Below are 25,241 nucleotides of genomic sequence, written 5' to 3'. Positions count from 1 at the left end.
GAGTGCCCGATGTCCCACCCCGATCGACCCGATTCCCCCTGCGTTGCGCTGTGCTCAACGGCGCTGGGCGACGAAGTGTGCCGGGGCTGTGGGCGCACCTTTTTCGAGGTGGCCAACTGGGTGTTTCTGTCGGATGCGGAAAAGGACGCCGTTTGGCAGCGGCTGGAAGCGCACTGGGCCGGGCTGGGCCTGGCGCCGCCCTGGATCAGCCGAGGCTGACTCCCGGCTGAAGGGCGGCTTGCCTGTCGGGCACATCGGACAGGTATGATCGCGACACGGCAACAGGCGTCGCCGATTAACGCGCGCTCGTGTGCCGCCCAACGCGATCAGGACATCCACCATGAAGACTGCCGCAGTCATCCGCCACATACAGTTCGAAGATCTGGGCCTGTTTGGCGCACCACTGGCGGCTGCGGGCTATGACATCCGTTGTTTCGACGCCGGTGTGGACGACCTGGCCGCCGCATACGCGGCCGATCTCACCGTGCTGTGCGGTGGGCCGATCGGTGCCTATCAGGACGCCGACTATCCCTGGCTGGTCGACGAAAAGCGTGGCCTTGCTGCGCGCTTGCAAGCGATGCGGCCGACGTTGGGGCTGTGCCTGGGGGCGCAGCTGATCGCCGCGGCGCTCGGTGCGCGGGTGTATCCGGGGCACGCCCGGGAAATCGGCTGGGGCGCGATCACCCTCAGCCCCGCCGGGCAGGCTTCGCCGCTTGCGGTGTTGCAGGACAAGCCGGTGCTGCATTGGCACGGCGATACCTTCGATTTGCCCGTCAACGCCACCTTGCTCGCCAGTAGCGCGTTGTATCCGAACCAGGCATTTGCACTGGGGCCTGCCGTGCTGGGTCTGCAGTTCCACCCCGAGGTCGATCCGGCCCGCATCGAGCAATGGCTGGTTGGCCACGCCAGCGAGCTGGCAGCGGCCAGCATCCCGGTGAACTGGCTACGCGACGAGGCCGGTTTGCTGGGCGGCGCGGCACCGGCGATCGCCGAAGAGCTGCTGCAGAACTGGCTGGCGCAATTGCCCGGCTAGGCTGCCATCCATCCATGCTCACCCGATCTGGCGGTGACTGTGGTTTAGGGTGAGAGCTATCGAGCAGGAGGGCGTGCGATGGAAGAGACCAGGCATGAAACTAGCGTGATCGTGCTGCCGGCGGGCAGCGGGCGCCACTATGCGCTGGGCCCGATGCAGGCGTCGTTCCTCGCCGATGGGGAGGAGACGGCGAATCGCTATTCGATCTCTGAATGGTGGCTGGACCCGCATACCGAAGGGCCGGGCGCGCATCACCACGATGCGAACGACGACGTGTTCTACGTGATCGGTGGCACCATGAGTTTTCTGGCGGGCGATGCCTGGTTCGACGCCGCCCCCGGCACCTTCGTGCGTATCCCCGCGGGCGTGACGCACGACTTCGCCAATCGCGGCCAGACGCGGGCCGGTGTGCTCAATTTCTATATCCCGGGGGGCTTCGAGGCCGAGATGCCGGCCATCGTCGACTGGTTCGCCGCGAATCCATCAAGCTGAATGTTCAGAAGCTGACGGCAAAGCCCAGCGAGAAGCCGGAGACGTTGTCGCCCATGACATGCCGCAGCACCAGCCGGGTACGGGTGATGATGATGTCGTAAGCCGAAGAATCGAACTCGATGCCGGCGCCCAGCGTCGACAAGCGTTCGAAACCGAGTACGCCCGCCTGGTCGCCCAGATACTCCGAGTGCGACACCTCCAGCACATAGCGCAGTGGCCGTTGCATCAGCGTGATGCCGGTCGGCGCGCGCCAGCGTGCCCACAGGTTGGCGGTCTGGCCCACGGCATGGCCATCAACCAACTTGCTGCTGCCGACGTTCTGCAAGTAGATGTAACTGTAGCGCAGCTCCAGATCGATTTCGTAATCGGGGCGCACCCGTTCCCAATCGAGCATCAGCGCAGCGCCCCCACCAGCGGCGCTCATGTGACCGTTATCGAGGAACTCGATATCGCGATCTATTTCGCGGCCGATATACCAGCGCGCGGCGTTCACATCGCTGGTCATATAGCCCAGCGCAATATTCAAGATGGGCCGTATCACCCATTCGTCCGCGATCGGGAAATCCCAGCCGATGCCGCCGGTGGCGGAGACACCGGTCCATTTCGTGGGGATGGAGCGCGATTCCGCGCCGTTGGTACTGACGAACACCGGATCGTAGCGGCTGTAGGCGATCGAGCCTTCCAGATACAGTGGAATCTCGTCGCTGATCGTGTCGCCCCCGCCTAGCTGGCTCATGATGATGTCGGGGTTGCCGGTATTGGCTTCCTCGATCGACAGCGTACTGGAAGTGAGATCCAGCGTGGTCGAATACGTCATCAGCGCCAGCATCGCGTTGGCGCGTTCTTCCAGATTTTCGCGCGCCGCCAGGCGCAGCGGTGCGGCATAAGCGCTGCTGTAGGTCAGCAGCGCCAAGAGGACTAGGGTGCGGTGCATGAGATGCCGACTGGATATAAACGCTGCCAGTCTAGGCAATTTTCGTGCTTTTCGCGGTTGCGGCGTGCCTAGTCGCCACCTTTTTCCAACACATGCCGCGCACCGCCATCGAGGGCCAGCTGGCTCGCGAGATAGGGCAGCACTTCGGCCAGCGTGGCGTACAACGTATAAGGCGGATTGAGGATGAAGACGCCGCTACCATGCATGCCGAAGCCGTCGTTTGACGGCCCCTGTACGAACAATTCGGCGCGCAGCCAGCCCTTGACTGGCAGTTTCTTCAACTGTTGCGGCAAGGCCCGCGCCTCTTCGCGCTGCAGGCACGGGTACCAGACCGCGTAGACGCCGGTGGCAAAGCGCTTGAGCGCCTCCTCCAGCGCGTCGACCACGCGGCGATAGTCGCTCTTGTCTTCGTAAGGCGGATCGATCAGCGTCAGCGCGCGGCGCGGTGGCGGCGGCAACACCGCCTTGATGCCGGCAAAGCCGTCCGCCTGTTGCCACTGCGCCTGGCGGCCCAGCGTGGCGACGTTCTCCGCCAGCAGCTTGCCGTCGGTGGGGTGCAGCTCGTAGAGCCGCAGCCTGTCATCCGCGCGCATCGCACGTTGCGCCACCAGCGGTGAGCCCGGATAGAAGGCGAGCCTGCCATCGGGGTTGAAGCCGCGGATCAGCGCCACGTAGCGCGCCAGCGCCTGAGGTAGATCGTTGCGCTGCCATAGCCGGGCGATGCCGCCTTCGAATTCGGCGTTCTTGGCCGCATAGCCCTCGGTCAACGCGTAAAGGCCGGCGCCGGCGTGGGTGTCGAGATACCAGTAGGGTTTGTCCTTCTGGTTCAGGTAATGGAGCAGCTCGACGAGCAGAAAGTGCTTGAGCACGTCGGCGTGATTGCCGGCATGAAAGGCATGGCGATAACTGAGCATGGGCGGCACATCGGGAGGACAGGGCGAGAGGTTAGCGCGCTACGTGACGCTTGCCAACGCGTCGGCATGGACGGTTTGCAATCCGCGCCTGCCACGGTTACTTGTGCCAAAGATCAGGCGAGCGCCGCTGGCGGCGGGAACTCCGCAGCATCTTGGCAATTCAGATGCAACGACAACCAAGGAGCATGATGATGAGGACAGCCATTCTTCTGGCAGCCCTGCTGGCATTGGCGGGCTGCGATCGCGCGGTCGAAACCGCGAAGCAGGAAGTGGACAATGCGGTGGCGCAGGGGACCCGTGCCGCCATCGACGAGATGAAGGCACAAGCAAGCGCGGTGATCGCCGATAGCGGGCTCGACGCCAGCGCGGTGGTGGCGCAGGCCAAGGAGCACGGTGAGAAGCTGAAACAGGGCGCACGCAAGCTGGTGGGCGAGGACTGGCGCCGGCTCGATACGCTGGTTGGCCAGTATCCGCGCGACATCGGCCTCTTTACCGAGGTCAGCCCCATCATGCCCGAGCTCAAGGCCTTGCTCGGCGACAAGCTCGATACCTTCCGCGCCAATATGGGCACCCAGGCCCCGCTGAAGCAGGGGGGCGTGCTTTACGTCACCGGCAACAAGCCGCATCAGGGCGGTGTCGACGCGGCCTATCTGCTGATCGACAGCAAGGCCAAGCGGCTGGAGGTGGGCCTGGTGGAAAATGGCAAGCTCACCGTCTACGCCAGCCCCGGCGAGCCGCTCACCAAGCCCAAGGACGTGCAGACCTTCATCTCCAACGTCGGCAGCGTCTGATTGCGTGGCTAGTGCGGCTGGTCCACGATGCGTGTTTTCGCATTGGATGCACGCCGTGGACCTGCAGCAACTGACCGCCGAAATTCGTGATTTCGCCCGCGCCCGCGACTGGGAGCGCTACCACACGCCCAAGAATCTGGTGATGGCGATGTCGGTGGAGATGGCCGAGCTCGTCGAGCACTTCCAGTGGCTGACGCCGGAAGAGGCGCAGGCCATCGCCTCAGATCCGGCGCGGCGCGTGCCGGTGGAGGAGGAGATGGCCGACGTGCTGATCTACATGCTGCGCCTGGCAGACGTGCTCGGTGTCGACGTCGAGGCGGCGATCGCCGACAAGATGGCGAAGAACGCGCGCAAGTATCCGCCCCCAGCGCGGTAACTTTTACGCGGCGTGTGTTGCGCCGCCCACTGGGGCGTCTGGGTGCACGCATTTATTCTCCGTTCCACAGCCGAGCCCATCGGCGAACTGGAGAAACGACCATGACGCATCTAGCTACCCGATTTGCCTGCCTCACCACTGCGGTCCTGCTGGCCAGCGGTTGCGCCAGCATGAACGAAACCCAGCGCAACACCGCCATCGGTGCCACCGCAGGCGGCGTGCTCGGCGCCATCCTCACCGATGGCAGTGCGCTGGGCACTGTGGGCGGTGCCGCCGTTGGCGGCGTGATCAGCCACGAAACCACCCAGCCATCGAAGAAAAAGCGCTGAGGGGTGTGCTGGGCTACGCTGTAACGACTCCGTCATCGGAAATCGATCCATGCAGCGTGTGTTCCAGGCAGAAAACACCATCGAAGCGCATCTGGTGAAACATTGGCTGCAAGCCAGCCGTATCCCGTGCGAGCTGCGCGGCGAATACCTGACCGGTGCGATGGGCGAATTGCCAGTGACGGGACTCGTGGCAATCTGGGTCGAGGACGAAGACGTGAGCGCGGCCAGACGGGTAATCGCCGAATGGCGGGCGGCAGAACCGCTGCCGGACGAGGGCTATGCCTGATTGGCGTTGGCCGGTCGCCCGCGCATCCGCCCCGTCCACCAGCCTTCCAGCGTATACAGCGCCAGTGCCGCCCAGATCAGCGCAAAGCCCAGCGCCTTGGCGCCGCTAAATGGCTCGTGCCACAGGAAAATGCCTAAGAGCAGCTGCACCGTCGGCCCGCTGTACTGCAGGATGCCCAGGAGCGACAGCGGCAGCCGGCGCGCAGCGGCGGCGAACAATAGCAGCGGCACGGCGGTGAAGGGGCCTGCCATCAGGCATAGCAGCTGCACCCAGCTGCTGGCGGTATCGAACCCTGCCTCGCCGCTGCCGAGCAACCAGGCCAGCGCACCGCCCGCCACCGGGAAGAAGATCAGTGTCTCCAGCGACAGCCCTTCGAGCGCGCCCAGCTGCGCCGTCTTGCGCAACAGGCCATAGAAGCCGAACGACAGCGCGAGCGTCAGCGCGATCCACGGCAACTGCCCGGCCTGCCAGGTGAGCCAGGCCACGCCGCAGGTCGCCACGGCCACGGCCAGCCACTGGCCCAGGCGCAGCCGTTCGCGCAGCAGGATCACACCCATCAGCACGCTGATCAGCGGGTTGATGAAGTAGCCGAGGCTGGCGTCGATCACCCGGTCGGCATTCACGGCCCAGATATAGGTGAACCAGTTGATTGCCAGCAGCAGCGCGCTGGCGGCAAAGCGTGCGAGTAGCGCCTTGTCGTGCAGCGCGGCGCCCAGCCAGCGCCAGTGACGGCGCACTGCGAGGATGGCGCCGAGAAAGACCAGCGACCACACCATGCGATGCAACAGCACCTCGGTCGGCGGGATGCCGTGCAGTTGCTTGAGGAACAACGGCAGCAGACCCCATAGCAAATAGGCGGCGAGCGCATAGAGGATGCCGGTCTGCATGGATGCCTGCGAGCGGTGGAGGGGCGCCCACTCTACGCAATGGCTGAGGGGGGCGGTACTGGGGAAACCCCCGGCGCATGCGGGAAAAGCATGGCACCGGGCGATGCCGGGCGTTTACACTGGTGTTTTCGACTACCTTCTGCGGACGAGCATGAAAGCCATCATTTCCGACATGGACGGCGTGATCTACCGCGGCAAGCAGCTGATTCCAGGCGCCAACGAATTCGTGCAGCGCCTGCTTGCCGAGAAGGCGCCGTTCCTGTTCCTGACCAACAATGCCGAACAGACGCCGCTCGATCTCAAGCTCAAGCTCGAGTACCTCGGCATCCGGGGGCTGACCGAGGACAACTTCATCACCAGCGCCATGGCAACGGCGATGTTCCTCAAGCAGCAGAAGGAGCGGGCAACGGCCTACGTGGTGGGCGGCGGCGGGCTGATCAACGAGCTCTACAATGTGGGCTTCTCGATCTCCGAGTCGCGGCCGGACTACGTGGTGGTCGCCAAGTCGAGCAGCTTCTCGTTCGAGCAGCTGAAGAAGGCGGTTCGCTTCATCGACGCCGGCGCCAAGTTCATCGGCACCAATCCGGACATGATCGATCCGGTGGAAGGCGGCAACGAACCGGCGGCCGGCACCATCCTCGCCGCCATCTCGGCCGCTACCGGCAAGCGCCCCTATATCGTCGGCAAACCCAATGCGCTGATGATGACGCTGGCTACGCGCAAGCTTGGCGTGCACCCGGAAGAGGCGGTGATGGTCGGTGACCGGATGGACACCGACATTGTCGGTGGCATGGAGGCCGGCATGACCACGGCGCTGGTGCTCTCCGGTGTGACGACCCAGGCGATGATCGACGACTTCCCGTACAAGCCCGATCACGTGTTCGATCACGTCGGCCAGATCGACCCGGCCCAGCTGTAGCCGGTCTCACGCAAAAAAGCCCGCGATTGCGGGCTTTTTGTTTGGGCGCGAGCGCTATTTCTTCAGTGCATCGCGAATCTCACGCAGCAGCACGACTTCCTCGGGTGTCGGCGCCGGCTCGGCCGTGGCGGCTTCCTTCTCCTGGCGCAGCTTGTTGATGCCCTTGATCAACAGGAATACCGCGAAGGCGACGATGATGAAGCTGATACCGGCATTGATGAAGTTGCCGTAGTTGATGGTGACGGCGCCGGCATCCTGCGCCGCCTTGAGCGTCGCGTAGGGGCCCGGTACGCCGCCGTCCTTCAGCAACAGGTAGAGGTTGGAGAAATCGACCTTGCCGAGGATGAGGCCGATCGGCGGCATGATCACATCCTTGACCAGCGAATCGACGATCTTGCCGAAGGCGGCACCAATGATCACGCCGACCGCAAGGTCGACCACATTGCCGCGCATGGCAAATTCCTTGAATTCCTTCAGCATCCGGCGCTCCCTGGTGGTTGGTATGGCGTGCGGCAAGCGTAGGCAACGGCTGCCGACGCTGTCAAATCAACGGCGGCGCTTGGCCTGCGCCGAGCGGGTCAGCCCCAGGTAGCAGGTGATTTCCTCGCGATCGTGATAAAGCTGCTTCGCGGTCAGCGTGTAGCGCAGCTCGGTCCGATCGAGCGCGGCCTCGAGGATGCCGAAGCAGCGTTCAATCTCGGACCAGCGTTTCTTCATCGGCAGTTTGAGGTTGAACACCGCGTGCCGGGTGTGGCCACGGCTGAACCAATCGGCAATCAGCTGGGCGACCCGAGCCGGCTGTTCGACCATGTCGCACACCAGCCAGTCGACTGGGTTCTTGGGCCTATAGCGGAAACCGTCCTCGCGTAGGTGCTTCACATGCGGGTGGAGCGCCATGTCGCCCTTCATCGGGCCATTGTCGATGGCGAATACCTTGAGCCCGCGCGCCACCAGCTGGAAGGTCCAGCCGCCGGGGGCGGCGCCCAGGTCGACGCCGACCATGCCAGGCTTGAGCAGTGTGTCCGCATCGGGCACCAGCGTCATAAAGGCTTCCGCCAGCTTGAGCGTGGAGCGGCTGGGTGCGCCGGTTGGCATACGCACCCGTGGCACGCCCAGCGGCCAGGGGCTGGCTTGCTCCGGATCGGCCTCGGCGAGGATGGCCTCGCTCTGCGCCGGAAAGAACAGGTGCAGGCGCGGACCCTTGCCCTCTGGTGCCAGCCAGCCGCGTTCACTCAGCGCTTGCGCGACGATGGGTGCGAAGCGCTTGCAGAAGCCGGAAAGCGGCTTGCCCGCATCACTGTCCGGATGTTCCAGCCAGACTTCGGACCAGCGGCCGGGCCGGGCGACGCTCGCCAGCGCATCGACAATGGGGCCGAGCCGGTCGCGCTCGCCCAGCTGGACACGCCCCAGCACGGCGAGCACCTGCCTGGCAAAAATCCAGTTGCTGGCATGCCACGCCGCCGCATCGACCTGGGCTTCGGCATGCAGCAGGGCATAGCCTTCGCCGGCCTCCCAGCTGCCGCTTGCCGCATAGCGGCCCTGCCATTCCTGGCGGACATCGTTCTCAAAACCATTGCGGCAATAAAACAGCAGGGTAGGAGCGGGCATCAGGCATTCCTCATTCGGAGCGGCAGTGTAGTGCCCGCATCGCACTTTGGCGAGTCGCCGGCCTTTTGTCCCCAATTCGAGTCCGGCAGGCCCTGCAAACCGACCGGTCATCAAGCTTACATATAACTGTGCGCGTTTTGGTGAATATTGACAGTAACTCCAGAGTGCTGGCGCCGACCAATGTCTTATCCGGACCGCGCGGTAACGCCCGGTTCGCGATGGCCCCCACCACATCTGGAGGACGATCATGGAACGGATGCGCTTCGTACAAGGTTTGTTGGCCGCGCTGCTGGTTGCGCCGGCGTGGTCGCTTGATCCCATGGCGCCACCACGCTTTGTATCGGGCGGCGTTGGCGACGAGGAGCTGGGAGCGCTGCAGGCGGTGCGGTCGCAATACAACCTGCAGTTGCTGATGACCGAGAAATCGGGCGCCTATCTGTCTGGTGTGAAGGTGGAGGTACGGGATGGAAAGGGGCAGACGCTGCTGGACACCACCACCACCGGCCCCTACCTGTTTGCCCAGCTGCCCGATGGCCGATATCAGCTGGTAGCCAGCCTGGATGGGCAAACACAGCAACGCGCGGTGAGCGTGCAGGGCAACAAGGCGCGCTCTGTACATCTGACATGGTAAAGGCTGTGTAGCAGCAAGGAGCGGTAACCATGGCGAGAAGACTGGTCGGGATCTGGATGCTGGCGATCATGGCTACGGTATCGGGTGTGCTGTGGTCGTCTGCCGAGCCCGTGCCGCTGCAGACGGCCAGGAGCACCACGCCGCAACCGGGTTGACCTGAGACGAGCAAGGCCTGCTTTTCCAGCAGGCCTTGCTCGAGTTTGGTATCGCAGATCAGTGTTTATTGGCCAAGCGGCAGCTTTTGCAGCAGGCGAATCTTGATGAACTCGTGTCGCCCAGCTCGCCAGTCCCGCCGATCAGGCTGGGTTGGCGAGCTTCTTCGGGGCCACCAGTTCGCTCTTCTCCACATATATTCGCCCACAACATCCAACTTGATGCGGTAGAGCTTCTTGTGCCCGGCCGGCCGGATCGCCCTGACTGGGAGCGCGTTCGATCAAGATGCCTTTGCTGCCAATTGAACAAGAGGGAGCCCTTAGCATTGAGTCGGTACTTGTATTGCTTGCCGGTGTAACTACGGCTGGCGATGTCGAACTTCATAGATCAGCGGCGTTTTGCCGTCGTCGCCCGCGAGGGGCAGTTCCAACAGAGGATAAAGTGCCCTGCCGTTGGGACTGATCGCCATGCGTTCGAAGCCACACCCAAGCGCTGGGCGCGGAACGACAAGGTGAGGCGTGGTTGGTGACAGTAACATGGCAATTCCGTCGGTTTCATGAAAGGAAATGCACATGGTTGAGGGAGAGGTTGATCCTGCCATGACATTGTTATTTCCGATCTTTGAGCCACAACTGTCATTGCTGATTTCTTCAAATGCTTCAAATTGTTACCGACGTCGGCCTGTTGGATGAGGCAGAAGGATAGCCGCGTTGCTTAGACTCGTGACCAGCATCCCCCCTATCCGTATAGAAGTGTTTACTGATGCGGCTTGGCGACAGCGTCCCCGCTAAATTGCGGGCGGTAACGGCATGTATGCGTGCTGTGTAATTTTGTTAACAGCAATCTTGACGGGCTTGGTTTGTGAAAAAAAAGGGATTAGTCTGGGTTGGCAGTCTGTTCAAACCGATCATGAGGTACACAAAATGTCCAAGATTCTGACCGCCCTGCTCGCTGCTGTTTTCGCTTTCTCCATCGCTGCGTGCAGCAAGACCGAGCCGCAAGCCGCTGAAGGCAACGCTGAAACGGCTACCGGTGCTGAGCAACCGCAAGCTGCTGAAGGTGCCGCTGAAACGGCCACCGGCGCTGAACAACCGCAAGCTGCCGAAGGTGCTGCTGAAACAGCGACCGGCGCAGCGCAACCGCAAGCTGCCGAAGGTAACGCTGAAACCGCGACTGCAGCGCAACCGCAAGCCGCTGAAGGCAACGCGGAAACGGCCACCTCGCCGGCGAAGTAATACCAAGGTGATTGGTCTGCGGCTGGATAGTCACCTGCTTGCCGCATTGACCGCTATATTAAAAGGACAGCAATTGCTGTCCTTTTATTTTTCTCGGGGGAAACAGATGAAGCAGAAAGTACGCGTAGGGGTGTGCGGACTCGGCCTCGTGTTGCTGTTGGCAGCATGCTGTGACTCCGTGGAAACGGTCGCCAAGCCAGCTCCGAAGATCGACAAGACTTTCAAGTTTGTCTATACGCCGCCGAAAAATCCCGACCTCAAGCCGTATTACGAGCTGCTACAGGCGAACAAAGCACAGGAAGGCATGGAGCCCATCCTAGCACTGGTGAACTGGCCCAGTGGCATGACCATGGAAACCAAGGAGTGTGGCCAAACCAATGCCTTCTATTGGCCGGGAAAATCACTGATTGTGACCTGCTACGAGATGTATAAGGATTTCCACGAAAAGGCCGAAGCACAAATGCAGCATCGCACGGCCGAGTACCGGCGCAAGGTCTCGATCGGCGGCATGAAGTTCCTGTTTCTGCACGAGCTGGGGCATGGTTTTTACGACATCTTCAAGGTGCCGATTATCGGTAATCCGGAAGATGCGGCTGACGCGTTTGCCATCTACGCGTTGTTGAAATCCAAGGATCCAGAGGTGCATTGGATACTTCAAGGTGCGAAGTTCTTCTTCATGAAAAATCATGAGGATTTTGGCAGTACCAAGGATCTACAATTTGGTTCATTTGCAGATGCCCATCCATTGCATCAGCAACGCTACTTCAACATGCTCTGCTTTGCATATGGCAGCGACAGCAAGCGATATGGCTTCTTGGTGGACAAAGGGTATCTGCCACCAGGTCGCGCCAAGTCCTGCCCGCAGGACTGGCGCCGGCTGGATGCGGGGATGCAGCAACTGGTGATTCCCCACCTTGATCGCGCCGTTTTGAAAAAACGACAAGCCATGTTGAGCGCCAAACAAGAACCGGAAACCTATGACGCGTCGACGATCAAGGCGCTACAGCAAGCCGGTGGCGCTGGAGCAAAATGACCACGCGGCGGCGCGTCGATCCTATCAGCCTGTTAGACATGCATGAATTGGACTGATCCGGCTTTTGGGGAGCAGACAAAACACGCTTCCCCGGCATCCCGAAGCGCAGCTTCTTCCTTGGCCGAGTTACCTTTCGGCTGGGGTCGTTGCAGGCGGCTGATAAATACAGGGGCGGGTGCCCCTGTATTTATCTTGTCGGCAGCGCCTGGGAGTGGCTAACAAAACCCAGCGAAGCGGTTCTGACAAGAAGTGCGAAACGCCGACAGTGCAAGGCGTATGGCAAGTCGCACGACGTAGCCAGGATATTGTTCGCCGCGCTTATTCCGGTTGCACGCAGTCGACGAAATAACGCGTATGCCCATCCACCTTGTCCGCGACGAGACCATGGATATAGGTCTCGAAGCCGGGGAAGCGCGCGTTGAATTCGCGTACGAAGCGCACATAGTCGACGATGGTCTTGTTGAACACCTCGCCGGGAACCAGCAGCGGAATGCCTGGCGGGTAGGGGGTGAACATCACGGCAGTGATGCGGCCTTCCAGCTCGTCGATTGGCACCCGCTCGATTTCGCGGTGCGCCATCTTGGCAAAGGCCTTGGCAGGCTTCATCGCCGGCGTCAGGTCCGACAGATACATCTCGGTGGTCAGCCGCGCTACATCGCGGGCCTTGTAGATGTCGTGGATCTGCTGGCACAGATCCTTCAGGCCGATGCGCTCGTACTGCGGGTACTGCTGAATGAATTCCGGCAGGCAACGCCACAGCGGCTGGTTCTTGTCGTAATCGTCCTTGAACTGCTGCAGTGCGGTGAGCAGCGTATTCCAGCGGCCCTTGGTGATGCCGATGGTGAACATGATGAAGAACGAGTAGAGCCCGGTCTTTTCGATCACCACGCCGTGCTCAGCCAGATACTTGCTGACGATGGCCGCCGGGATGCCGGTGGCGTCGAATTCGCCGCGCACATTGAGGCCCGGCGTGAGGATGGTGGCCTTGATCGGATCGAGCATGTTGAAGCCTTCGGCGATATCGCCGAAGCCGTGCCAATCCTCGCCGGCCTTGAGCATCCAGGCGTCGCGGTGATCTAGGCCCTCGTCGGTCAGATCATCCGGGCCCCAGACGCGGAACCACCAGTCGGTCCCGTATTCCTCGTCCACCTTGCGCATCGCGCGACGGAATTCCAGCGCTTCGGCCAGCGATTCCTCGACTAGCGCGGTGCCGCCCGGTGCTTCCATCATCGCCGCCGCCACGTCGCACGAGGCGATGATGGCGTACTGCGGGCTGGTGGAGGTGTGCATCAGGTACGCTTCGTTGAACACGTCTCGATCGAGCTTGTTCTCCTCGGCATCCTGCACCAATATCTGCGACGCTTGGCTTAGGCCTGCCAGCAGCTTGTGCGTGGACTGGGTGGAGAACACCATCGAATCCTTGCAGCGCGGCCGGCCCTCGCCGATGGCGTGGTAGTCGCCATAGAAGTCATGGAAGGCGGCGTGCGGCAGCCAGGCTTCGTCGAAATGCAGCGTTTCGATCTCGCCATCCAACAAGCCCTTGATCTCTTCGACGTTGTACATCACGCCGTCGTAGGTCGACTGGGTGATGGTCAGCACGCGCGGCTTCACGTCGGGGTTGGCTTCCAGCTTCTCGCGGCAGAATGGATTAGCCAGCATCTTCTTGCGGATACTCTCCGGCTCGAACTCGCTGCGTGGGATCGGGCCGATGATGCCGTAGTGATTGCGTGTCGGCGTCAGGAAGATCGGCACGGCGCCCGTCATCATGATCGCGTGCAAGATAGATTTATGGCAGTTGCGATCGACCACCACGATATCGCCGGGCGCTACGGTCGAATTCCAAACGATCTTGTTCGAGGTGGAGGTGCCGTTGGTGACGAAGAACAGGTGATCGCAATTGAAGATGCGTGCCGCGTTGCGCTCGGAAGCTGCCACCGGGCCAGTATGGTCGAGCAGCTGGCCGAGCTCGTCGACCGCATTGCATACATCGGCGCGCAGCATGTTCTCGCCGAAGAACTGATGGAACATCTGGCCGACCGGCGTCTTCAGGAAGGCAACGCCACCCGAATGGCCCGGGCAGTGCCACGAGTACGAGCCATCCTGCGCGTAGTGGGTCAGCGCACGGAAGAACGGCGGCGCCAGCGTATCGAGGTAGCTCTTGGCCTCGCGGATGATGTGGCGGGCCACGAACTCCGGCGTGTCCTCGTGCATGTGGATGAAGCCGTGCAGCTCGCGCAGCACGTCGTTCGGGATATGGCGCGCGGTGCGCGTCTCGCCATACAGGTAGATCGGAATATCCGGGTTGCGGCGGCGGATCTCGGCGACAAAGGTGCGCAGGCTGTTCAGCGCAGTCTGGGTTTCTTCCGGGGTGCCACCACCGAATTCCTCGTCATCGATGGACAAGATGAAACCCGCTGCACGGCTTTGCTGCTGCGCGAACGAGGTCAGATCGCCATAGCTGGTGTAGCCGATGACATCCATGCCCTCGGCCTCCATCGCAGCCGCAAGCTCACGGATGCCGGAGCCGCTGGTGTTCTCGGAGCGGAAATCTTCGTCGATGATGACGACGGGAAAGTAGAAACGCATGTGGGGTGAACCTTTCCAAAAGGATAGAAGGAAAGGGAGCGCGGTACCTCTGGCAGGGCTGCCGTTGCGGCAGCCCTGTTACCGGCCTAGGACGTCCCGGGGAGGGGGCAGTTTAAACGAAATGCACTGTATGTGCGTGACAGGCCCCGATTGGAATTTATCCAAGTATCTCAGTCGATGTCCTACGAACATTGCCCAGCATCTTCCCAGGCCTCGCTCCAATTCGACCCTGTTCCAGGGGTATAGGGGCCACCTTGGCCGCACCAACCCGTATATGGCCAAGGCTTGCATTTGTAGTTGCGCCCTAGATTGGATGCGACGCTACCGGCGTTATAGGAAGCCCCGTTTGAGTAGGCAGTGCCACAGGCATTAGATGGTGCCGAAGTGGGTGGCGCCGGTGTCGGGGTGGCACCAGGCGTGGGCGTGGTACCCGAACTGGCTGCAACTGCGCTGCCTATCATTGCAGATAGCGCTACCCTTTGCACCGCTCCCGTCACATCCGTCCAGCAGACATTGACCGACAGCGCACGCAGATCGCTAAGCCCACTGACTGCGCTGATTTGCCACTCGCGGTGCGGTGTGCTGCTGCTGCAATCCCCTGGATCTTTGCCGCTCACGAGGGATGTAATGTCCAGCCCACGATATTGATCGATCAAATACTGGGCTGAAGCTAAAGCAGTTGCGCGATCCGAGTTATTACGGACACTTTGATATTGCTGCCCGGTAAAGCTGGCCAATGTGAACAAGCCGGTTGCGAGTATGGCTACTGCAACGAGTACTTCGATTAAGCTTACCCCAGTCTGAGCACCGTAATTCATGTGAGTCATGATTAAAAATCTCTCCATGAGCCAAGGGTGGGGTTCGAACGTACACCGCCTCCGCCCGGTACTTTAGTGCGGAGGGGATCGGCGGTGACATTTAAAGATATATTGGAATCAACATTTCCTGCAAATGCGGCGTTCCCTTTTACATGCAGTGAGCCAGCAAGTGTGCTATTGCCTGATACATACAATTGCCCATCCCATGACATCGAAGAGCCTGTCAAGTTGAAGTCTCCTCCTACAATGAGGGAGGCTCCATCAGGGAATTTAAGCCAGTTAGGCCAAGTAATGGCGTTGGTGCTTACATTTAAATTGCCCGTAACATAAATATTTTTTAGTCCGGCACTGATGCATGCTAGTACATCACTCTCAGTGGCATTTCCGGAAACAAGGCAAGCCTGTCTTGGAGACATTCCATTTTTAGCTGTAACATCGGCGAGTTTTTGGGCTTGCGTCATGGGGGAGAAGTACTTTTGAAAATGGGCGTCTTTGCCTATTGAGCCTGTAACTTCATACGGAGGCGTGAGATTGCCTGCGTTGCCTGGATTACAGCTTCCAGTTGTGCAGCCTATTACATCGGTGTGAGTGCCTGTAATGGAACCAACTGAAATTCCGCAAGTAAAGCGGGAGTCGCCGTCTAATAGTCCGTGAACAGATGAATTTGCAATTACGTTTAAATTGCCATTTATATCTAGAGGGCAAATTGCGCTGCTGGTTACCATGAATTCGGTTGCGACGAAGGCTTCGGCAAAGCCACAACTGTCTGCACATCCTTGCGCAATGAGCCTAAATGTATTCGAGGTGCCGGTGCTGGCTAAAAACACACGATAAATTTGAACTACCCCAGCCAACGTATTTCCGCTCTCATCTTTCGGGTTGGGTAGTGTGTCTGATTGGGCCACTTGCCAGCCACCGATAAAATTGTGTGTGAAAGCTGTTGCGGTTGTATTGAGGTAGCCGTTGGGGTTGAGCGTATTCGTATAGCTGCTTTTTAGCGTAAAATTGGTTCCGCTTTGGCTGAAGTATTTGCTAAAATTAATGGCACTATTGGTGGTGTTTAATTCGGAAAGAAAACGGCTAATGCCAGACTGCGCCGCCTCAAAGGCTAGCGCTTGTTTGTATTCATTGGTCGTGCTTCGTTGCTCGCTGACCACCGTTTTGTTGCTGTGGAGCGTGATTATGGCAAGCACAACAAGCATTACAATGGCAACCAGCAAAGTGGCGAGGCCACGTTGGCGGCTTATTGGAGTGTGAGAAATGGTCATAATCATGCCCCAGTAGCCGCAGTGCCGAGAGTTGGCGCATTGGGCATGACAATGCGCAACGTGAGCGGTAACGAAATTGAGCTATCTGTTGTTGATTTGGCAGTTAGTTGAATTTGAATGCGGGGGCGATTGCCGGTACTAATGTAGTTTACGATAAACGTGGCTACGGAAGAGTTGGCCGCGCTTGTGACGGTAGCCCACTCACTACTTGTTGTGGGGTTTGACGGGCAATGGTTGCTACTGCCTGAGGTTCTCATGTAAATACGGCCATTGCTATACCGTAAAAATCCGCTGTTGCGCAGGTTGTTGCGTTCGTCCACGTAACGGTAGAGGATGCAATTGTTGTCCGCGAGCGCTGCATCTGTTTTTCCAAGCCAAATCTTGTTGACTGTGCTTGTATGTGGGCTGCCATTGGGTGCATATCCAGCACGGCGAATGTCGCGTTGCATCAAAGTGGATGTGGCTCGTATGTCTTGCTGTAAATTGCTTTGAGCTACTAAAGCTTTGCTGGTTTTTAAGGTGCTGAGAAAATATGCATATGCTGCGCCAATAATAAATAAGCCAATTGCCAGCGCAATCAAAATTTCGATCAGCGTAAAGCCGCTCTGACTGGAAATGTCAAGCGGGGTTTTTGTATCAGCACGCATCTGGATATCCTGTGAGCTTGGCGCTGCTTGGAGAGCTCAGACAAAGGCCGCCGATCACCGTCATGTTCACATTTACTTGCCCTGATGAACTGGATATTTTAGCCGTCTGAGTCCCAGGTAAAATGCCAAATGCATTAGTGACAGGCAGTCCACGCGTTGAATCGAATATGATGTTATTGAACTGACCCGAGTCGAGGGAAATGCTGACTCCATGCCATTCGCCTTCCCGTTTTACTTCGCAAAAAGCAGAATCTGTGCTACTGGTTTTCGTACAATTGCAACCTAATGGGTTGGTCGAAAATCCATAGCAGCTACTACTCGCTACCTGGATATTCATCCTGATTGGTTTGTTGGTACGGATCGCTTCTGCTCGCGCCATGACGATATCTTGGGCAAGATTTTCTGCAACGCCTTTGGTCCTTGCCGCAAGGATCCACGAAGTGAGGGAAGGAACAGCTATCGCTAATGCGATACCAAGAAGCGCTACTGTGATAAGGATTTCGATTAAGGTGAAACCGCGAGAGTGAGTCATGGCTTATTTTTGCCAGCAGCTTGCAGGGGCTCGAGTTGCATTCCCGTTCTCAACGGTCAATGTGAGGCTGGTGCATCCAGTGTCCGCAGTTTGACTCCCTAAGGCAGTCGCCGTGACGATATATCCGGTTGGGCTTTCGCTCGCAATTTCGAGCTCATAATAGCCGTTTTCGCTATTCATCTTCGCTGCGGTTGCGGTCGAAACCAAATTGAGCTCGCTCGAACCGAAATCGTCCGAATAACTAGTCTGATTAGCTCGGTAGCGTTCCTGAGCCTGCTGTGTTTTGCTGATCGCAACGGCGGCATCCGCACGACGGGATTTGCGAACATATTCCTGATAGCTGGGGATTGCTATGATCGCAAGGATGCCTATAATCGCCACGACAATCATTAGTTCGATCAAAGTGAACCCGGTTATTCGCTGGTAGTGCTTGGCTAGCATATGAGCTCCTCCTGATGATTTTGTCAGTTTTCTTCTGACCACTATCTTATGGCCTTCCCTTACGGACGGCAAGTGCTTGATTTTGCTCATGCAGGGGGTGATTTCGAATGCTGACATGTGAGAGGGTGCGGGGATGGGCAGTCAGTTCAGTTGCTGATGGGACGCCCGGCGTAAACGATCGTTCACCGCCAGCCAGCCCGCGTTGGTGGGTGGGTTTTCCAGATACAACGCGTCGAGGCCGAAAGTGTCGAGCTGACGTAGCGTGTCATATAGCCGTTGCGCATACGCATCGAATTCGCTCGGCATCGTCACAACGTGGCTGTAAACTCCGTCTGCTACAGCGGCAGATTGGGTGATCAGGGCAATGCGTTGACCGGCCTGGGCGGCGAGGAGCGCAGCCTGTCGTACCGCCAGGCGCGGGCCGGAAATCAGGGGGGTGCGCGGCGCGTAGTGGCTGTCGAGCAGGCCGGAGACGCGGACCTTGGCCGTCTGTGCGTGCTGGTGATGTTCCAGCTTCATGCCCAGCAGGTTCTCGATCTGTTCTCGCAGAATCCCACCCGGCCGCAGCAGTTTGGGCGCGCCATCGATCAGGCTGACGATGGTCGATTCGACGCCGACCTGGCAAGGACCTCCATCGAGCACCAGTGGAGCCTCGTCGCCGAATTCGTCGCGCACATGCTGCGCGGTAGTGGGGCTGACGTGGCCAAAGCGGTTGGCCGAGGGAGCAGCCAGGCCGCCGCCGAACTGTTGCAGCAGCTGACTAGTCAGCGGATGGGCGGGCGCGCGCAGACCCACGGTATCCTGGCCACCAGTGACGGCATCAAGCACATGCGGCTGGCGCTTGAGGATGAGTGTGAGCGGACCGGGCCAGAAGGCTTCGGCCAGTTGCCAAGCGGTATCCGGAATATCTTGTGCCCAGTCGGTCAGTTGCGCACTGCCAGCGATGTGAACAATCACGGGGTGATCGGCCGGCCGGCCTTTGAGCGCAAAGATGCGCGCAACCGCTTCCGGGTTGCTGGCGTCGGCGGCGAGGCCGTAGACGGTTTCGGTGGGGATGGCCACCAGCGCACCGGCATTGAGGCGTGCCAGCGCCAAGTCCAAGTCGTTCATTTGAATCCGGATTTTCGAAAAAGGTGATGATTGTAAACGGAAAAATGCAGAATATGGGCAGATGCCGCTACAGGAACTGGAAGGCGCTGTTAGCCGCCGCGCGTTGCTGACAGCATCCTTGGCCTACATCGCACTCACTGGTCACACTCGTTGTGCTGTTTGCGACCGAAGGGAGTCCGGGTCATCACATTTCAGCGCGATCACAGGAGTCCGGTTCAACGCCTTTCAGGGCGTTTCGCGCTGAATCGCTGCGCTGGATCTTGTTCGCCACGCTACACCCTGGATGGTGCGCTTGCGCGGTCCAGGCCGTCACGGGCGATGGACCGCGTCACTCATCAATAGCGCACGCTGATCGCGGCATCGCCGAAACCGGCCTTGAGCTGGGTCAGCAACTCGTCGTGCAGCGTCACCCGCCACGCATCCGATAGCCGTAGCTGGCATTGTGCGTCGGCGTTGCGGTAGTCGATCTCTACCAAGCAACGGCCGCCGATATAGCCGGACAGCAGCGTCTGCAGCTTGGCGGCATCGGCGTTGCCGTTGAGGTTGATCGCCAGCGCGCGGGCGAACTGGCTGCGCGCTTCCGCGGCGTCCATCACCGCATCGGCCACCACGCGCATCCCGCCATTGAAGCGGTCCTCGCTCACCTTGCCCAATACCACCAGCAGCGTGTCGTCCTTGAGCTTGGTACGGTGCTCCTCGTAGACCTCGGAATACAGCGAGACCTCGACCTTGCCGTTACCGTCGTCCAGCTGGACAAAGGCCATGCGCCCGCGATCGCCATTCTTCACCCGGATGCCGGAGACGATGCCGGCGAGATACTGCAGCTCCTTCCTCGGTTCCAGCCGATCGAGCCGGGTCTTGAGGAAGTGACGGATGCCCTTGGCGTGCGCGTCGAACGGGTGGCCAGAGAGATAGAAGCCAATCGCGGTCTTCTCTTCGGCGAGCTTGATCTTGTCGTCCCAGCGCGTGGCCTCGATCTGCTCGATCGTGGGGGCGGCAGTGGCTTCGAACACGTCGAACAGCGAACCCTGGTTGGCGTTGGCCGCTTCGGTCTCGGCCAGCGCCATCGCCTGCTCGACATTGGCCATCAGCCGGGCGCGATGGTCGTCGATGGCGTCGAACGCGCCGCCGCGGATCAACGCCTCGATCACCCGCTTGTTCACTTCCTTTTTGTCGGTACGACGGCAGAAGTCGTACAGATCCTTGAACGGACCGTTCGCTTCGCGCTCGGCGACGATCATGTTCACTGCATTCTCGCCCACGCCCTTCACCGCGCCCAGCGCATAACGGATTTCGCGTTTGCCGACCGGGACGAAACGGTAGAACCCCTCGTTCACGTCCGGCGGTAGCAGCTTAAGCCGGTTCTTCTCGACGCAATCGTCGTAGAACACCTTGAGCTGGTCGGTGTTGTCCAGTTCCGAACTCATGGTGGCGGCCATAAAGGCGGCAGTGTGGTGCGCCTTGAGCCAGGCGGTGTGATAGCTGACGACGGCGTAGGCGGCGGTGTGCGACTTGTTGAAGCCGTACTCGGCGAACTTGGTCATCAGATCGAACAGGTGTTCGGCCAGCGCCGGGTCGTAGCCCTTCTGCGCGGCACCCTCGGCGATGGTGGTGCGGTGCTTGGCCATCTCCTCGGGTTTTTTCTTGCCCATGGCCCGGCGCAGCATGTCGGCGCCACCGAGCGTATAGCCGCCGATGATCTGCGAGATCTGCATCACCTGTTCCTGGTACACGATCACGCCGTAGGTCGGCTCCAGGCACTGCTCGAGGTCGGGGTGGAAGTAGTCGGGCGTTTCCAGACCCTTCTTGCGGTTGATGAAGGTGTCGACCATACCTGAGCCCAAGGGGCCCGGTCGGTAGAGCGCCAGCACGGCGATGATGTCTTCGAAACGGTCGGGCTGCAGCTTTTCCAGCAGTCGCTTCATGCCGTCCGATTCAACCTGGAACACCCCCGTGGTGTTGGCGTCACGGAACACCTGGTAGGCCGCCTGGTCTTCGAAACCCAGGCTCATCAGGTCGAGGTACTGGCCAGTTTCCTTCTGGATGTATTGCAGTGCCAGCTCGATGATGGTGAGGTTGCGCAGGCCCAAGAAGTCGAACTTCACGAGGCCGATCTGCTCGACGTCGTCCTTGTCCAGCATCGAGACGGGTGACGCATCGGCGCCGCTGGCCTGGTAGACCGGGCAGAAATCGGTGATGCGGCCCGGCGCGATCAGCACGCCGCCGGCGTGCATGCCGATATTGCGGGTCAGGCCTTCCAGCGTCTTGGCCAGCTCCCACAGCTCTTTCACTTCGTCTTCGTTCTGCACCCGCTCGGCAAGCTCAGGCACCATCTCCACCGCGTCATCCAGGCTGTACTGCTTGCCGGGCGCCGCCGGAATCATCTTGGAGAGGCCGTCGCAGAACATATAAGGCAGATCGAGCACGCGGCCGACGTCGCGCACCACGGCCTTGGCCGCCATGGTGCCGAAGGTGGCGATCTGGCTGACAGCCTCGGCGCCGTATTTCTCGCGCACGTACTCGATCACGCGCCAGCGGTTGTCCTGGCAGAAGTCGATATCGAAGTCGGGCATCGACACCCGCTCGGGGTTGAGGAAACGCTCGAACAGCAGCGCGTAGGCGGTCGGATCGATATCGGTGATGCCAAGCGCGTAGGCGACCAGCGAGCCCGCGCCCGAGCCGCGGCCGGGGCCCACCGGGCAGCCGTTCTGCTTACCCCAGATGATGAAGTCCGCCACGATCAGGAAGTAGCCGGGAAAACCCATCTGGATGATGGTGTCGGTCTCGAACTTCAGCCGCTCCAGATAGCGCGGCCGCTCGGCATCGCGCTTGGCTTCGTCCGGGTACAGCTGCAGCAAACGGTTTTCCAGGCCTTCGTGCGCCAAGTGAACGAGAAAGTCGTTCAGCGTCATGCCTTCCGGCGTAGGAAAATCGGGCAGGTAATTCTTGCCCAGCTGTACGTTCACGTTGCAGCGGCGGGCGATTTCGATCGAGTTGGCGAGCGCCTCGGGAACGTCGGCGAACAGTGCGGCCATCTCGGCCGGCGTCTTGTAGTACTGCTCTTCGGTGAAATTACGTGGCCTGCGCTTGTCGGAGACAACAAAGCCTTCGGCGATACAGACGCGCGCCTCGTGCGCTTTGAAGTCGCCCTTGTCCATGAACTGGATCGCATGGGTGGCGACCACCGGCAGATCGAGATCGGACGCGAGATCCAGGTGGCCTTGCACGCTGGTTTCGCATTCGGGCTTGCCGCTGCGCTGCAACTCCAGATAGAAGCTGTTTGGGAATTGTGCCGACCACCACTGCGCCGCCGCAGTTGCGGCCGCGTAATTGCCGTTGAGCAACGCCTGACCGACTTCACCCATGTGCGCGCCGGACAGGCAGATCAGATCGCCATTGGGCTGGGCGGCCAGCCATTCCTTCTTCAGTTCGCCATAGCCGCGGTACTGGTTATGCAGATACGCGTCGGTCAGCAGCTCGCACAAGCGGCCATAGCCCGCACGATTCCTGGCGATCAGCAGCACACGGTAGGGCTTATCCGGGTCGTCCTCGTTTTCGATGCGCGCATCGATGGCAACGATGGGCTTGATCCCGGCGCTGCGGCAGGCCTTGTACTGCTTGACCATGCCAAAGAGATTCATCAGGTCCGATACGCCAAGCGCGGGCTGGTCAAGCTCGACAGCACGCTTCACGGCGTCGTCGATGCGCACGATGCCGTCGACGACGGAAAATTCGGAATGGAGGCGAAGATGGATAAAGGCAGGAGCGTTCATCGGGGCATTTTACCGCAGCTGCCGGCTGCACAATGGCGTGAACGGCGTCGCGCTTGCCGTTGATCCCGAAATGCTTGTCAGTGAGTGAAGCTGGGCGTTATGGTGCGAACGTAAATAAGGAGTTGCTGTTATGGAAACCATGTCGCTCACCAACGCTGCCAGCAATGCCCAGCCATCCGAGTACGTCGTGACCAACAACGTGCTGCGCAAGGCACTGGATATCCAGCAACAGAATGCGCTCTCTCTGCTCGAGGGCTTACCGCAGCCCGCGTCGTATAACAATCCCAGTCATCTGGGGCAAACGGTCGATGTACAGGCCTGAGCGGTTGTTTTTATTGGAAAAAGCGGCGATGCCGCTTTTTTTTTATGCCGCCCGTCACCGACATGTTGCGGTGCACAAAAATAACTTGACTCGACAGCGTCCGACTCCAACAATGCACTACTTGTTGCAATGCACAATTCATGGAGCCCCCGCATGTTCAACGTCAATCAGTACACCGAAGCCCAACAAGCTGGTCTGGAAAAATCGCTGCGCCTGTCGCAAATCGTCTTCAACGGCGTCGAACGCCTGGTAGGCCTGCAACTGGGCATCGCGCGTGACGTGCTCGCCGAACAGGCTCAAGCGGCCAAGGCGCTGGCCGAAGTGAAGGATGCACAAGGCCTCGTGGCGCTGCAAAAACAGCTGGCACAGCCCTCCGTCGACAAGGTCCTGCAAGCTGCGCGCTCGGTGTTCGACGTCGCCAGCGCAACCCAGCACGAAGTCAATCGCCTGGTCGAAGAACAGGTGCTCGGCTTCAACAAGAACCTGATCAGCTCGCTGGATAAGGCTGCTGAAGTCGCACCGGTCGGCTCGGGTGCCGCAGTGGCTGTGTTCCGCAATGCCGTGGAAACAGCCGCCAACACCTATGACGCCGTGACGCGCAGCACGCAGAAGATTGCCAGCGAACTGACCCAGGCTGCCGTTGCTGGCGCCGAGCAAGCCGCCAAGGTGGCTAAACAACAGAGCAAGGCAGCCGTCGCCTGATTTGTATTTCCCCGTTGATCCCTTCAGGGGGTCCATTCAGGGCAGCGTTGAGCTGCCCTTTTTTACGTCCGTTTCAAGTGCCGGGGTAGAGCATGGCGATGGCGCGGGCGAGGCGGGTTGCGATTTCGTCGGGTGCCGGGTTGCCTGCCAGATAGCGGCGCGCCAGCGCGTGCAGCTCGCTTTGCGTCTGCTGCGCGAGCAATTGCCAGCTGGCCGGGTCAAAGTGCGCCGCGCCGCGCGGCCCGCGTTCGGCGAGCCAGGCAATGATGCGTTGCTGCTGCTCGGCCCACAGCGCATTAATCCCCCCCACAAACGCGGCCGCGCCTGCGGAGCCGACATGCAGCCAGCCGCGTGGTACGGGCGCCAGCGCGTCCAGCCAGCGTGCCGCTTGCCGCAGCGCGTTGGCGTTGCCGCTGACGGCGAGCATCCAGCCTAGGTGTTCCGCGAGCGGGTGATCGAGCACGACGGCGATCTCGACGCTATCCAGGGATGTGATCGCGGTGGATGTACCGACGACGCTCAGTTGTAGCGCGTTCTGCGGCACGGCAGCAGGAGGCGCGGCGCCCAGCCAGTCCGCCGCACAGCCGGCTTGGGCCAGCCGGCTTTGCAAACGCGCCGACAGGCCTTCGGGCGCGATCAGGCAAACGGGGCCGGGCATGGGGGTCAGCCTTGGCAGTTGCTGACCAATTGTCGCAGCGCGTCGATCTGGATGATTTCGATCAGGCGGTTCTGCACCTTGATGTAGCCCTGCTCCTGGAACTTGGAAAGCGTACGACTTACCGTTTCCAGCTTGAGGCCCAGATAGCTGCCGATTTCTTCGCGCGTCATCCGTAGATGAAAACTCGATGCCGAATAGCCGCGCTGCGCAAAGCGTTGCGACAGGTTGAGCAGGAAGGCCGCGATACGCTCTTCGGCCTTCATATTGCCCAGCAACAGCATCACGCCATGGTCGCGCACGATTTCGCGGCTCATCACCTTGTACAAATGATGCTGGATGGCCGGAATCTTGCGCGCCAGCTCCTCCATTTCGACAAAGGGCAGCTCGCAAACCTGGCTGTCTTCGAGCGCCACGGCATCGCAGGTATGAAGATCGGTACTGACGGCATCAAGGCCAATCAAATCGCCGGTCATATGAAAACCGGTGACCTGTTCGCGCCCATCCTCGGATACCACGCTGGTCTTGAAGAAACCCAGCTTCACCGCAAAGAGTGCGCGAAATGGTTCGCCAGCACGGTAGAGTGCATCGCCTCGTTTGACGGGCCGACCCTGGCTGACGAGTTCATCGACGTGGCGCATTTCTTCGACCGACAAACCCAGTGGAAGGCAGAGTTCACGCAGGCTGCAGTTGGAGCACGCCTGGCGCAGATGCTTGATGCTGGTGTCTTGGACCGGGATGGTGGAGAGCATAGGGATCCCTGGAG

Annotated in this window: 28 protein-coding genes; 13 read left to right on the top strand and 15 right to left on the bottom strand. The window is 60.2% G+C overall.

The features are described from left to right. Nucleotides 1-9 precede the first annotated feature (9 nt). The 3 genes from NLI84_RS00735 (at nt 10) to NLI84_RS00725 (ending at nt 1,525) form a co-directional block, all read left to right on the top strand. A complete protein-coding gene (locus tag NLI84_RS00735) occupies nt 10-219 on the top strand; it encodes a DUF1289 domain-containing protein (RefSeq protein WP_255987459.1) in 210 nt (69 codons plus the stop codon). Between the two features lie 121 nt (nt 220-340). Further along, a complete protein-coding gene (locus NLI84_RS00730) occupies nt 341-1,033 on the top strand; it encodes a glutamine amidotransferase (protein ID WP_255987458.1) in 693 nt (230 codons plus the stop codon). 78 nt (nt 1,034-1,111) lie between these two features. Next, nucleotides 1,112-1,525: a cupin domain-containing protein gene (locus NLI84_RS00725; protein WP_255987456.1), complete on the top strand. Its 414-nt coding sequence runs from the start codon at nt 1,112-1,114 to the stop codon at nt 1,523-1,525. A gap of 4 nt (nt 1,526-1,529) precedes the next feature. On the opposite strand, the gene NLI84_RS00720 is transcribed toward NLI84_RS00725, so the two are convergent. Both NLI84_RS00720 and NLI84_RS00715 read right to left on the bottom strand, forming a co-directional pair. Then, nucleotides 1,530-2,459, bottom strand: coding sequence for a hypothetical protein (locus NLI84_RS00720; protein WP_255987455.1), 930 nt, complete (start codon nt 2,457-2,459; stop codon nt 1,530-1,532). A gap of 68 nt (nt 2,460-2,527) precedes the next feature. Continuing rightward, nucleotides 2,528-3,373, bottom strand: coding sequence for a 23S rRNA (adenine(2030)-N(6))-methyltransferase RlmJ (locus NLI84_RS00715; RefSeq protein WP_255987454.1), 846 nt, complete (start codon nt 3,371-3,373; stop codon nt 2,528-2,530). 191 nt (nt 3,374-3,564) lie between these two features. Between NLI84_RS00715 and NLI84_RS00710 the strand changes: the two genes are divergently transcribed. The 4 genes from NLI84_RS00710 (at nt 3,565) to NLI84_RS00695 (ending at nt 5,155) form a co-directional block, all read left to right on the top strand. After that, nucleotides 3,565-4,164, top strand: a complete 600-nt coding sequence (locus NLI84_RS00710; protein ID WP_255987453.1) for an Ivy family c-type lysozyme inhibitor — start codon at nt 3,565-3,567, stop codon at nt 4,162-4,164. Between the two features lie 46 nt (nt 4,165-4,210). After that, nucleotides 4,211-4,540 carry a nucleotide pyrophosphohydrolase gene (locus tag NLI84_RS00705; RefSeq protein WP_255987447.1) on the top strand — a complete coding sequence of 110 codons (330 nt, stop codon included), beginning with the start codon at nt 4,211-4,213 and terminating at the stop codon, nt 4,538-4,540. Between the two features lie 101 nt (nt 4,541-4,641). Further along, nucleotides 4,642-4,869, top strand: coding sequence for a YMGG-like glycine zipper-containing protein (locus NLI84_RS00700; RefSeq protein WP_255987445.1), 228 nt, complete (start codon nt 4,642-4,644; stop codon nt 4,867-4,869). Nucleotides 4,870-4,918: 49 nt separating this feature from the next. Continuing rightward, on the top strand, nt 4,919-5,155 hold the full coding sequence (locus NLI84_RS00695; protein WP_255987444.1) for a putative signal transducing protein: 237 nt from the start codon (nt 4,919-4,921) through the stop codon (nt 5,153-5,155). Here the strand turns inward: NLI84_RS00695 and rarD are convergent. Further along, nucleotides 5,146-6,042, bottom strand: a complete 897-nt coding sequence (rarD, locus tag NLI84_RS00690) for an EamA family transporter RarD (protein WP_255987443.1) — start codon at nt 6,040-6,042, stop codon at nt 5,146-5,148. The two genes, NLI84_RS00695 and rarD, sit on opposite strands and share 10 nt — an antisense overlap. Before the next feature lie 151 nt (nt 6,043-6,193). Between rarD and NLI84_RS00685 the strand changes: the two genes are divergently transcribed. Then, nucleotides 6,194-6,961 carry an HAD-IIA family hydrolase gene (locus tag NLI84_RS00685; protein WP_255987442.1) on the top strand — a complete coding sequence of 256 codons (768 nt, stop codon included), beginning with the start codon at nt 6,194-6,196 and terminating at the stop codon, nt 6,959-6,961. A 54-nt stretch (nt 6,962-7,015) separates the two neighbouring features. Here the strand turns inward: NLI84_RS00685 and mscL are convergent, their stop codons facing one another. Together mscL and rlmM are read right to left on the bottom strand one after the other, a co-directional pair. Next, entirely contained in the window at nt 7,016-7,441 is a 426-nt protein-coding gene (gene mscL, locus NLI84_RS00680) for a large conductance mechanosensitive channel protein MscL (RefSeq protein WP_255987441.1), read from the bottom strand. A 66-nt stretch (nt 7,442-7,507) separates the two neighbouring features. Further along, on the bottom strand, nt 7,508-8,569 hold the full coding sequence (rlmM, locus tag NLI84_RS00675) for a 23S rRNA (cytidine(2498)-2'-O)-methyltransferase RlmM (RefSeq protein ID WP_255987440.1): 1,062 nt from the start codon (nt 8,567-8,569) through the stop codon (nt 7,508-7,510). 247 nt (nt 8,570-8,816) lie between these two features. On the opposite strand from rlmM, the gene NLI84_RS00670 reads away from it, so the two are divergent. The 3 genes from NLI84_RS00670 to NLI84_RS00660 all read left to right on the top strand — a co-directional run bounded on the left by NLI84_RS00670 (nt 8,817) and on the right by NLI84_RS00660 (nt 11,621). Beyond that, complete coding sequence (locus NLI84_RS00670; protein WP_255987439.1) at nt 8,817-9,200, top strand: carboxypeptidase-like regulatory domain-containing protein; 384 nt, start codon at nt 8,817-8,819, stop codon at nt 9,198-9,200. A gap of 29 nt (nt 9,201-9,229) precedes the next feature. Then, entirely contained in the window at nt 9,230-9,355 is a 126-nt protein-coding gene (locus NLI84_RS00665) for a hypothetical protein (RefSeq protein ID WP_255987435.1), read from the top strand. Between the two features lie 1,030 nt (nt 9,356-10,385). Beyond that, nucleotides 10,386-11,621, top strand: a complete 1,236-nt coding sequence (locus NLI84_RS00660) for a DUF4344 domain-containing metallopeptidase (RefSeq protein WP_255987434.1) — start codon at nt 10,386-10,388, stop codon at nt 11,619-11,621. A gap of 318 nt (nt 11,622-11,939) precedes the next feature. On the opposite strand, the gene NLI84_RS00655 is transcribed toward NLI84_RS00660, so the two are convergent. The 8 genes from NLI84_RS00655 to dnaE all read right to left on the bottom strand — a co-directional run bounded on the left by NLI84_RS00655 (nt 11,940) and on the right by dnaE (nt 22,796). After that, nucleotides 11,940-14,207: an arginine/lysine/ornithine decarboxylase gene (locus NLI84_RS00655; protein WP_255987433.1), complete on the bottom strand. Its 2,268-nt coding sequence runs from the start codon at nt 14,205-14,207 to the stop codon at nt 11,940-11,942. A gap of 182 nt (nt 14,208-14,389) precedes the next feature. After that, entirely contained in the window at nt 14,390-15,025 is a 636-nt protein-coding gene (locus NLI84_RS19200) for a type IV pilus modification PilV family protein (RefSeq protein ID WP_373316868.1), read from the bottom strand. Between the two features lie 11 nt (nt 15,026-15,036). Next, nucleotides 15,037-16,299, bottom strand: a complete 1,263-nt coding sequence (locus NLI84_RS00650) for a pilus assembly PilX family protein (protein ID WP_255987431.1) — start codon at nt 16,297-16,299, stop codon at nt 15,037-15,039. Next, nucleotides 16,296-16,940, bottom strand: coding sequence for a PilW family protein (locus NLI84_RS00645; RefSeq protein WP_255987430.1), 645 nt, complete (start codon nt 16,938-16,940; stop codon nt 16,296-16,298). The genes NLI84_RS00650 and NLI84_RS00645 overlap by 4 nt, the downstream gene beginning before the upstream one ends. Continuing rightward, a complete protein-coding gene (locus NLI84_RS00640; protein ID WP_255987429.1) occupies nt 16,930-17,472 on the bottom strand; it encodes a GspH/FimT family pseudopilin in 543 nt (180 codons plus the stop codon). The genes NLI84_RS00645 and NLI84_RS00640 overlap by 11 nt, the downstream gene beginning before the upstream one ends. Nucleotides 17,473-17,475: 3 nt before the next feature. Continuing rightward, a complete protein-coding gene (locus NLI84_RS18900) occupies nt 17,476-18,003 on the bottom strand; it encodes a type IV pilin protein (protein WP_284699752.1) in 528 nt (175 codons plus the stop codon). Between the two features lie 51 nt (nt 18,004-18,054). Beyond that, on the bottom strand, nt 18,055-19,023 hold the full coding sequence (locus NLI84_RS00625; protein ID WP_255987427.1) for an L-threonylcarbamoyladenylate synthase: 969 nt from the start codon (nt 19,021-19,023) through the stop codon (nt 18,055-18,057). Nucleotides 19,024-19,358: 335 nt separating this feature from the next. Next, nucleotides 19,359-22,796, bottom strand: coding sequence for a DNA polymerase III subunit alpha (gene dnaE, locus NLI84_RS00620; protein ID WP_255987422.1), 3,438 nt, complete (start codon nt 22,794-22,796; stop codon nt 19,359-19,361). 130 nt (nt 22,797-22,926) lie between these two features. Between dnaE and NLI84_RS00615 the strand changes: the two genes are divergently transcribed. Together NLI84_RS00615 and NLI84_RS00610 are read left to right on the top strand one after the other, a co-directional pair. Beyond that, complete coding sequence (locus NLI84_RS00615) at nt 22,927-23,118, top strand: YjfB family protein (RefSeq protein WP_255987421.1); 192 nt, start codon at nt 22,927-22,929, stop codon at nt 23,116-23,118. Between the two features lie 153 nt (nt 23,119-23,271). Further along, nucleotides 23,272-23,820, top strand: a complete 549-nt coding sequence (locus NLI84_RS00610) for a phasin family protein (RefSeq protein WP_255987419.1) — start codon at nt 23,272-23,274, stop codon at nt 23,818-23,820. Nucleotides 23,821-23,893: 73 nt separating this feature from the next. Here NLI84_RS00610 and NLI84_RS00605 read toward each other — a convergent pair whose 3' ends face one another. After that, nucleotides 23,894-24,478 (bottom strand): hypothetical protein, encoded by a 585-nt coding sequence (locus tag NLI84_RS00605; RefSeq protein ID WP_255987418.1) that lies wholly within the window; start codon nt 24,476-24,478, stop codon nt 23,894-23,896. Between the two features lie 5 nt (nt 24,479-24,483). Then, a complete protein-coding gene (gene fnr / locus NLI84_RS00600) occupies nt 24,484-25,227 on the bottom strand; it encodes a fumarate/nitrate reduction transcriptional regulator Fnr (protein WP_255987417.1) in 744 nt (247 codons plus the stop codon). Nucleotides 25,228-25,241: the final 14 nt, after the last annotated feature.

It is taken from the genome of Chitinolyticbacter albus, assembly GCF_024437655.1.
Taxonomy (GTDB): Bacteria; Pseudomonadota; Gammaproteobacteria; order Burkholderiales; family Chitinibacteraceae; genus Chitinolyticbacter; species Chitinolyticbacter albus.
This window is presented reverse-complemented; position numbering and strand designations above follow the sequence as displayed.

Coding starts and splice junctions, on each gene's coding strand:
- NLI84_RS00735 (WP_255987459.1), top strand. CDS start 10: ATGTCCCACCCCGATCGACCCGATTCCCCCTGCGTTGCGCTGTGCTCA.
- NLI84_RS00605 (WP_255987418.1), bottom strand. CDS start 24,478: ATGCCCGGCCCCGTTTGCCTGATCGCGCCCGAAGGCCTGTCGGCGCGT.
- NLI84_RS00650 (WP_255987431.1), bottom strand. CDS start 16,299: ATGATTATGACCATTTCTCACACTCCAATAAGCCGCCAACGTGGCCTC.
- NLI84_RS19200 (WP_373316868.1), bottom strand. CDS start 15,025: ATGAATTACGGTGCTCAGACTGGGGTAAGCTTAATCGAAGTACTCGTT.
- NLI84_RS00695 (WP_255987444.1), top strand. CDS start 4,919: ATGCAGCGTGTGTTCCAGGCAGAAAACACCATCGAAGCGCATCTGGTG.
- NLI84_RS00610 (WP_255987419.1), top strand. CDS start 23,272: ATGTTCAACGTCAATCAGTACACCGAAGCCCAACAAGCTGGTCTGGAA.
- NLI84_RS00645 (WP_255987430.1), bottom strand. CDS start 16,940: ATGCGTGCTGATACAAAAACCCCGCTTGACATTTCCAGTCAGAGCGGC.
- NLI84_RS00655 (WP_255987433.1), bottom strand. CDS start 14,207: ATGCGTTTCTACTTTCCCGTCGTCATCATCGACGAAGATTTCCGCTCC.
- NLI84_RS00625 (WP_255987427.1), bottom strand. CDS start 19,023: ATGAACGACTTGGACTTGGCGCTGGCACGCCTCAATGCCGGTGCGCTG.
- NLI84_RS00720 (WP_255987455.1), bottom strand. CDS start 2,459: ATGCACCGCACCCTAGTCCTCTTGGCGCTGCTGACCTACAGCAGCGCT.
- NLI84_RS00705 (WP_255987447.1), top strand. CDS start 4,211: ATGCACGCCGTGGACCTGCAGCAACTGACCGCCGAAATTCGTGATTTC.
- NLI84_RS00725 (WP_255987456.1), top strand. CDS start 1,112: ATGGAAGAGACCAGGCATGAAACTAGCGTGATCGTGCTGCCGGCGGGC.
- NLI84_RS00730 (WP_255987458.1), top strand. CDS start 341: ATGAAGACTGCCGCAGTCATCCGCCACATACAGTTCGAAGATCTGGGC.
- NLI84_RS00640 (WP_255987429.1), bottom strand. CDS start 17,472: ATGACTCACTCTCGCGGTTTCACCTTAATCGAAATCCTTATCACAGTA.
- dnaE (WP_255987422.1), bottom strand. CDS start 22,796: ATGAACGCTCCTGCCTTTATCCATCTTCGCCTCCATTCCGAATTTTCC.
- NLI84_RS00670 (WP_255987439.1), top strand. CDS start 8,817: ATGGAACGGATGCGCTTCGTACAAGGTTTGTTGGCCGCGCTGCTGGTT.
- fnr (WP_255987417.1), bottom strand. CDS start 25,227: ATGCTCTCCACCATCCCGGTCCAAGACACCAGCATCAAGCATCTGCGC.
- NLI84_RS00715 (WP_255987454.1), bottom strand. CDS start 3,373: ATGCTCAGTTATCGCCATGCCTTTCATGCCGGCAATCACGCCGACGTG.
- rlmM (WP_255987440.1), bottom strand. CDS start 8,569: ATGCCCGCTCCTACCCTGCTGTTTTATTGCCGCAATGGTTTTGAGAAC.
- NLI84_RS18900 (WP_284699752.1), bottom strand. CDS start 18,003: ATGAGCAAAATCAAGCACTTGCCGTCCGTAAGGGAAGGCCATAAGATA.
- mscL (WP_255987441.1), bottom strand. CDS start 7,441: ATGCTGAAGGAATTCAAGGAATTTGCCATGCGCGGCAATGTGGTCGAC.
- rarD (WP_255987443.1), bottom strand. CDS start 6,042: ATGCAGACCGGCATCCTCTATGCGCTCGCCGCCTATTTGCTATGGGGT.
- NLI84_RS00615 (WP_255987421.1), top strand. CDS start 22,927: ATGGAAACCATGTCGCTCACCAACGCTGCCAGCAATGCCCAGCCATCC.
- NLI84_RS00685 (WP_255987442.1), top strand. CDS start 6,194: ATGAAAGCCATCATTTCCGACATGGACGGCGTGATCTACCGCGGCAAG.
- NLI84_RS00710 (WP_255987453.1), top strand. CDS start 3,565: ATGAGGACAGCCATTCTTCTGGCAGCCCTGCTGGCATTGGCGGGCTGC.
- NLI84_RS00665 (WP_255987435.1), top strand. CDS start 9,230: ATGGCGAGAAGACTGGTCGGGATCTGGATGCTGGCGATCATGGCTACG.
- NLI84_RS00700 (WP_255987445.1), top strand. CDS start 4,642: ATGACGCATCTAGCTACCCGATTTGCCTGCCTCACCACTGCGGTCCTG.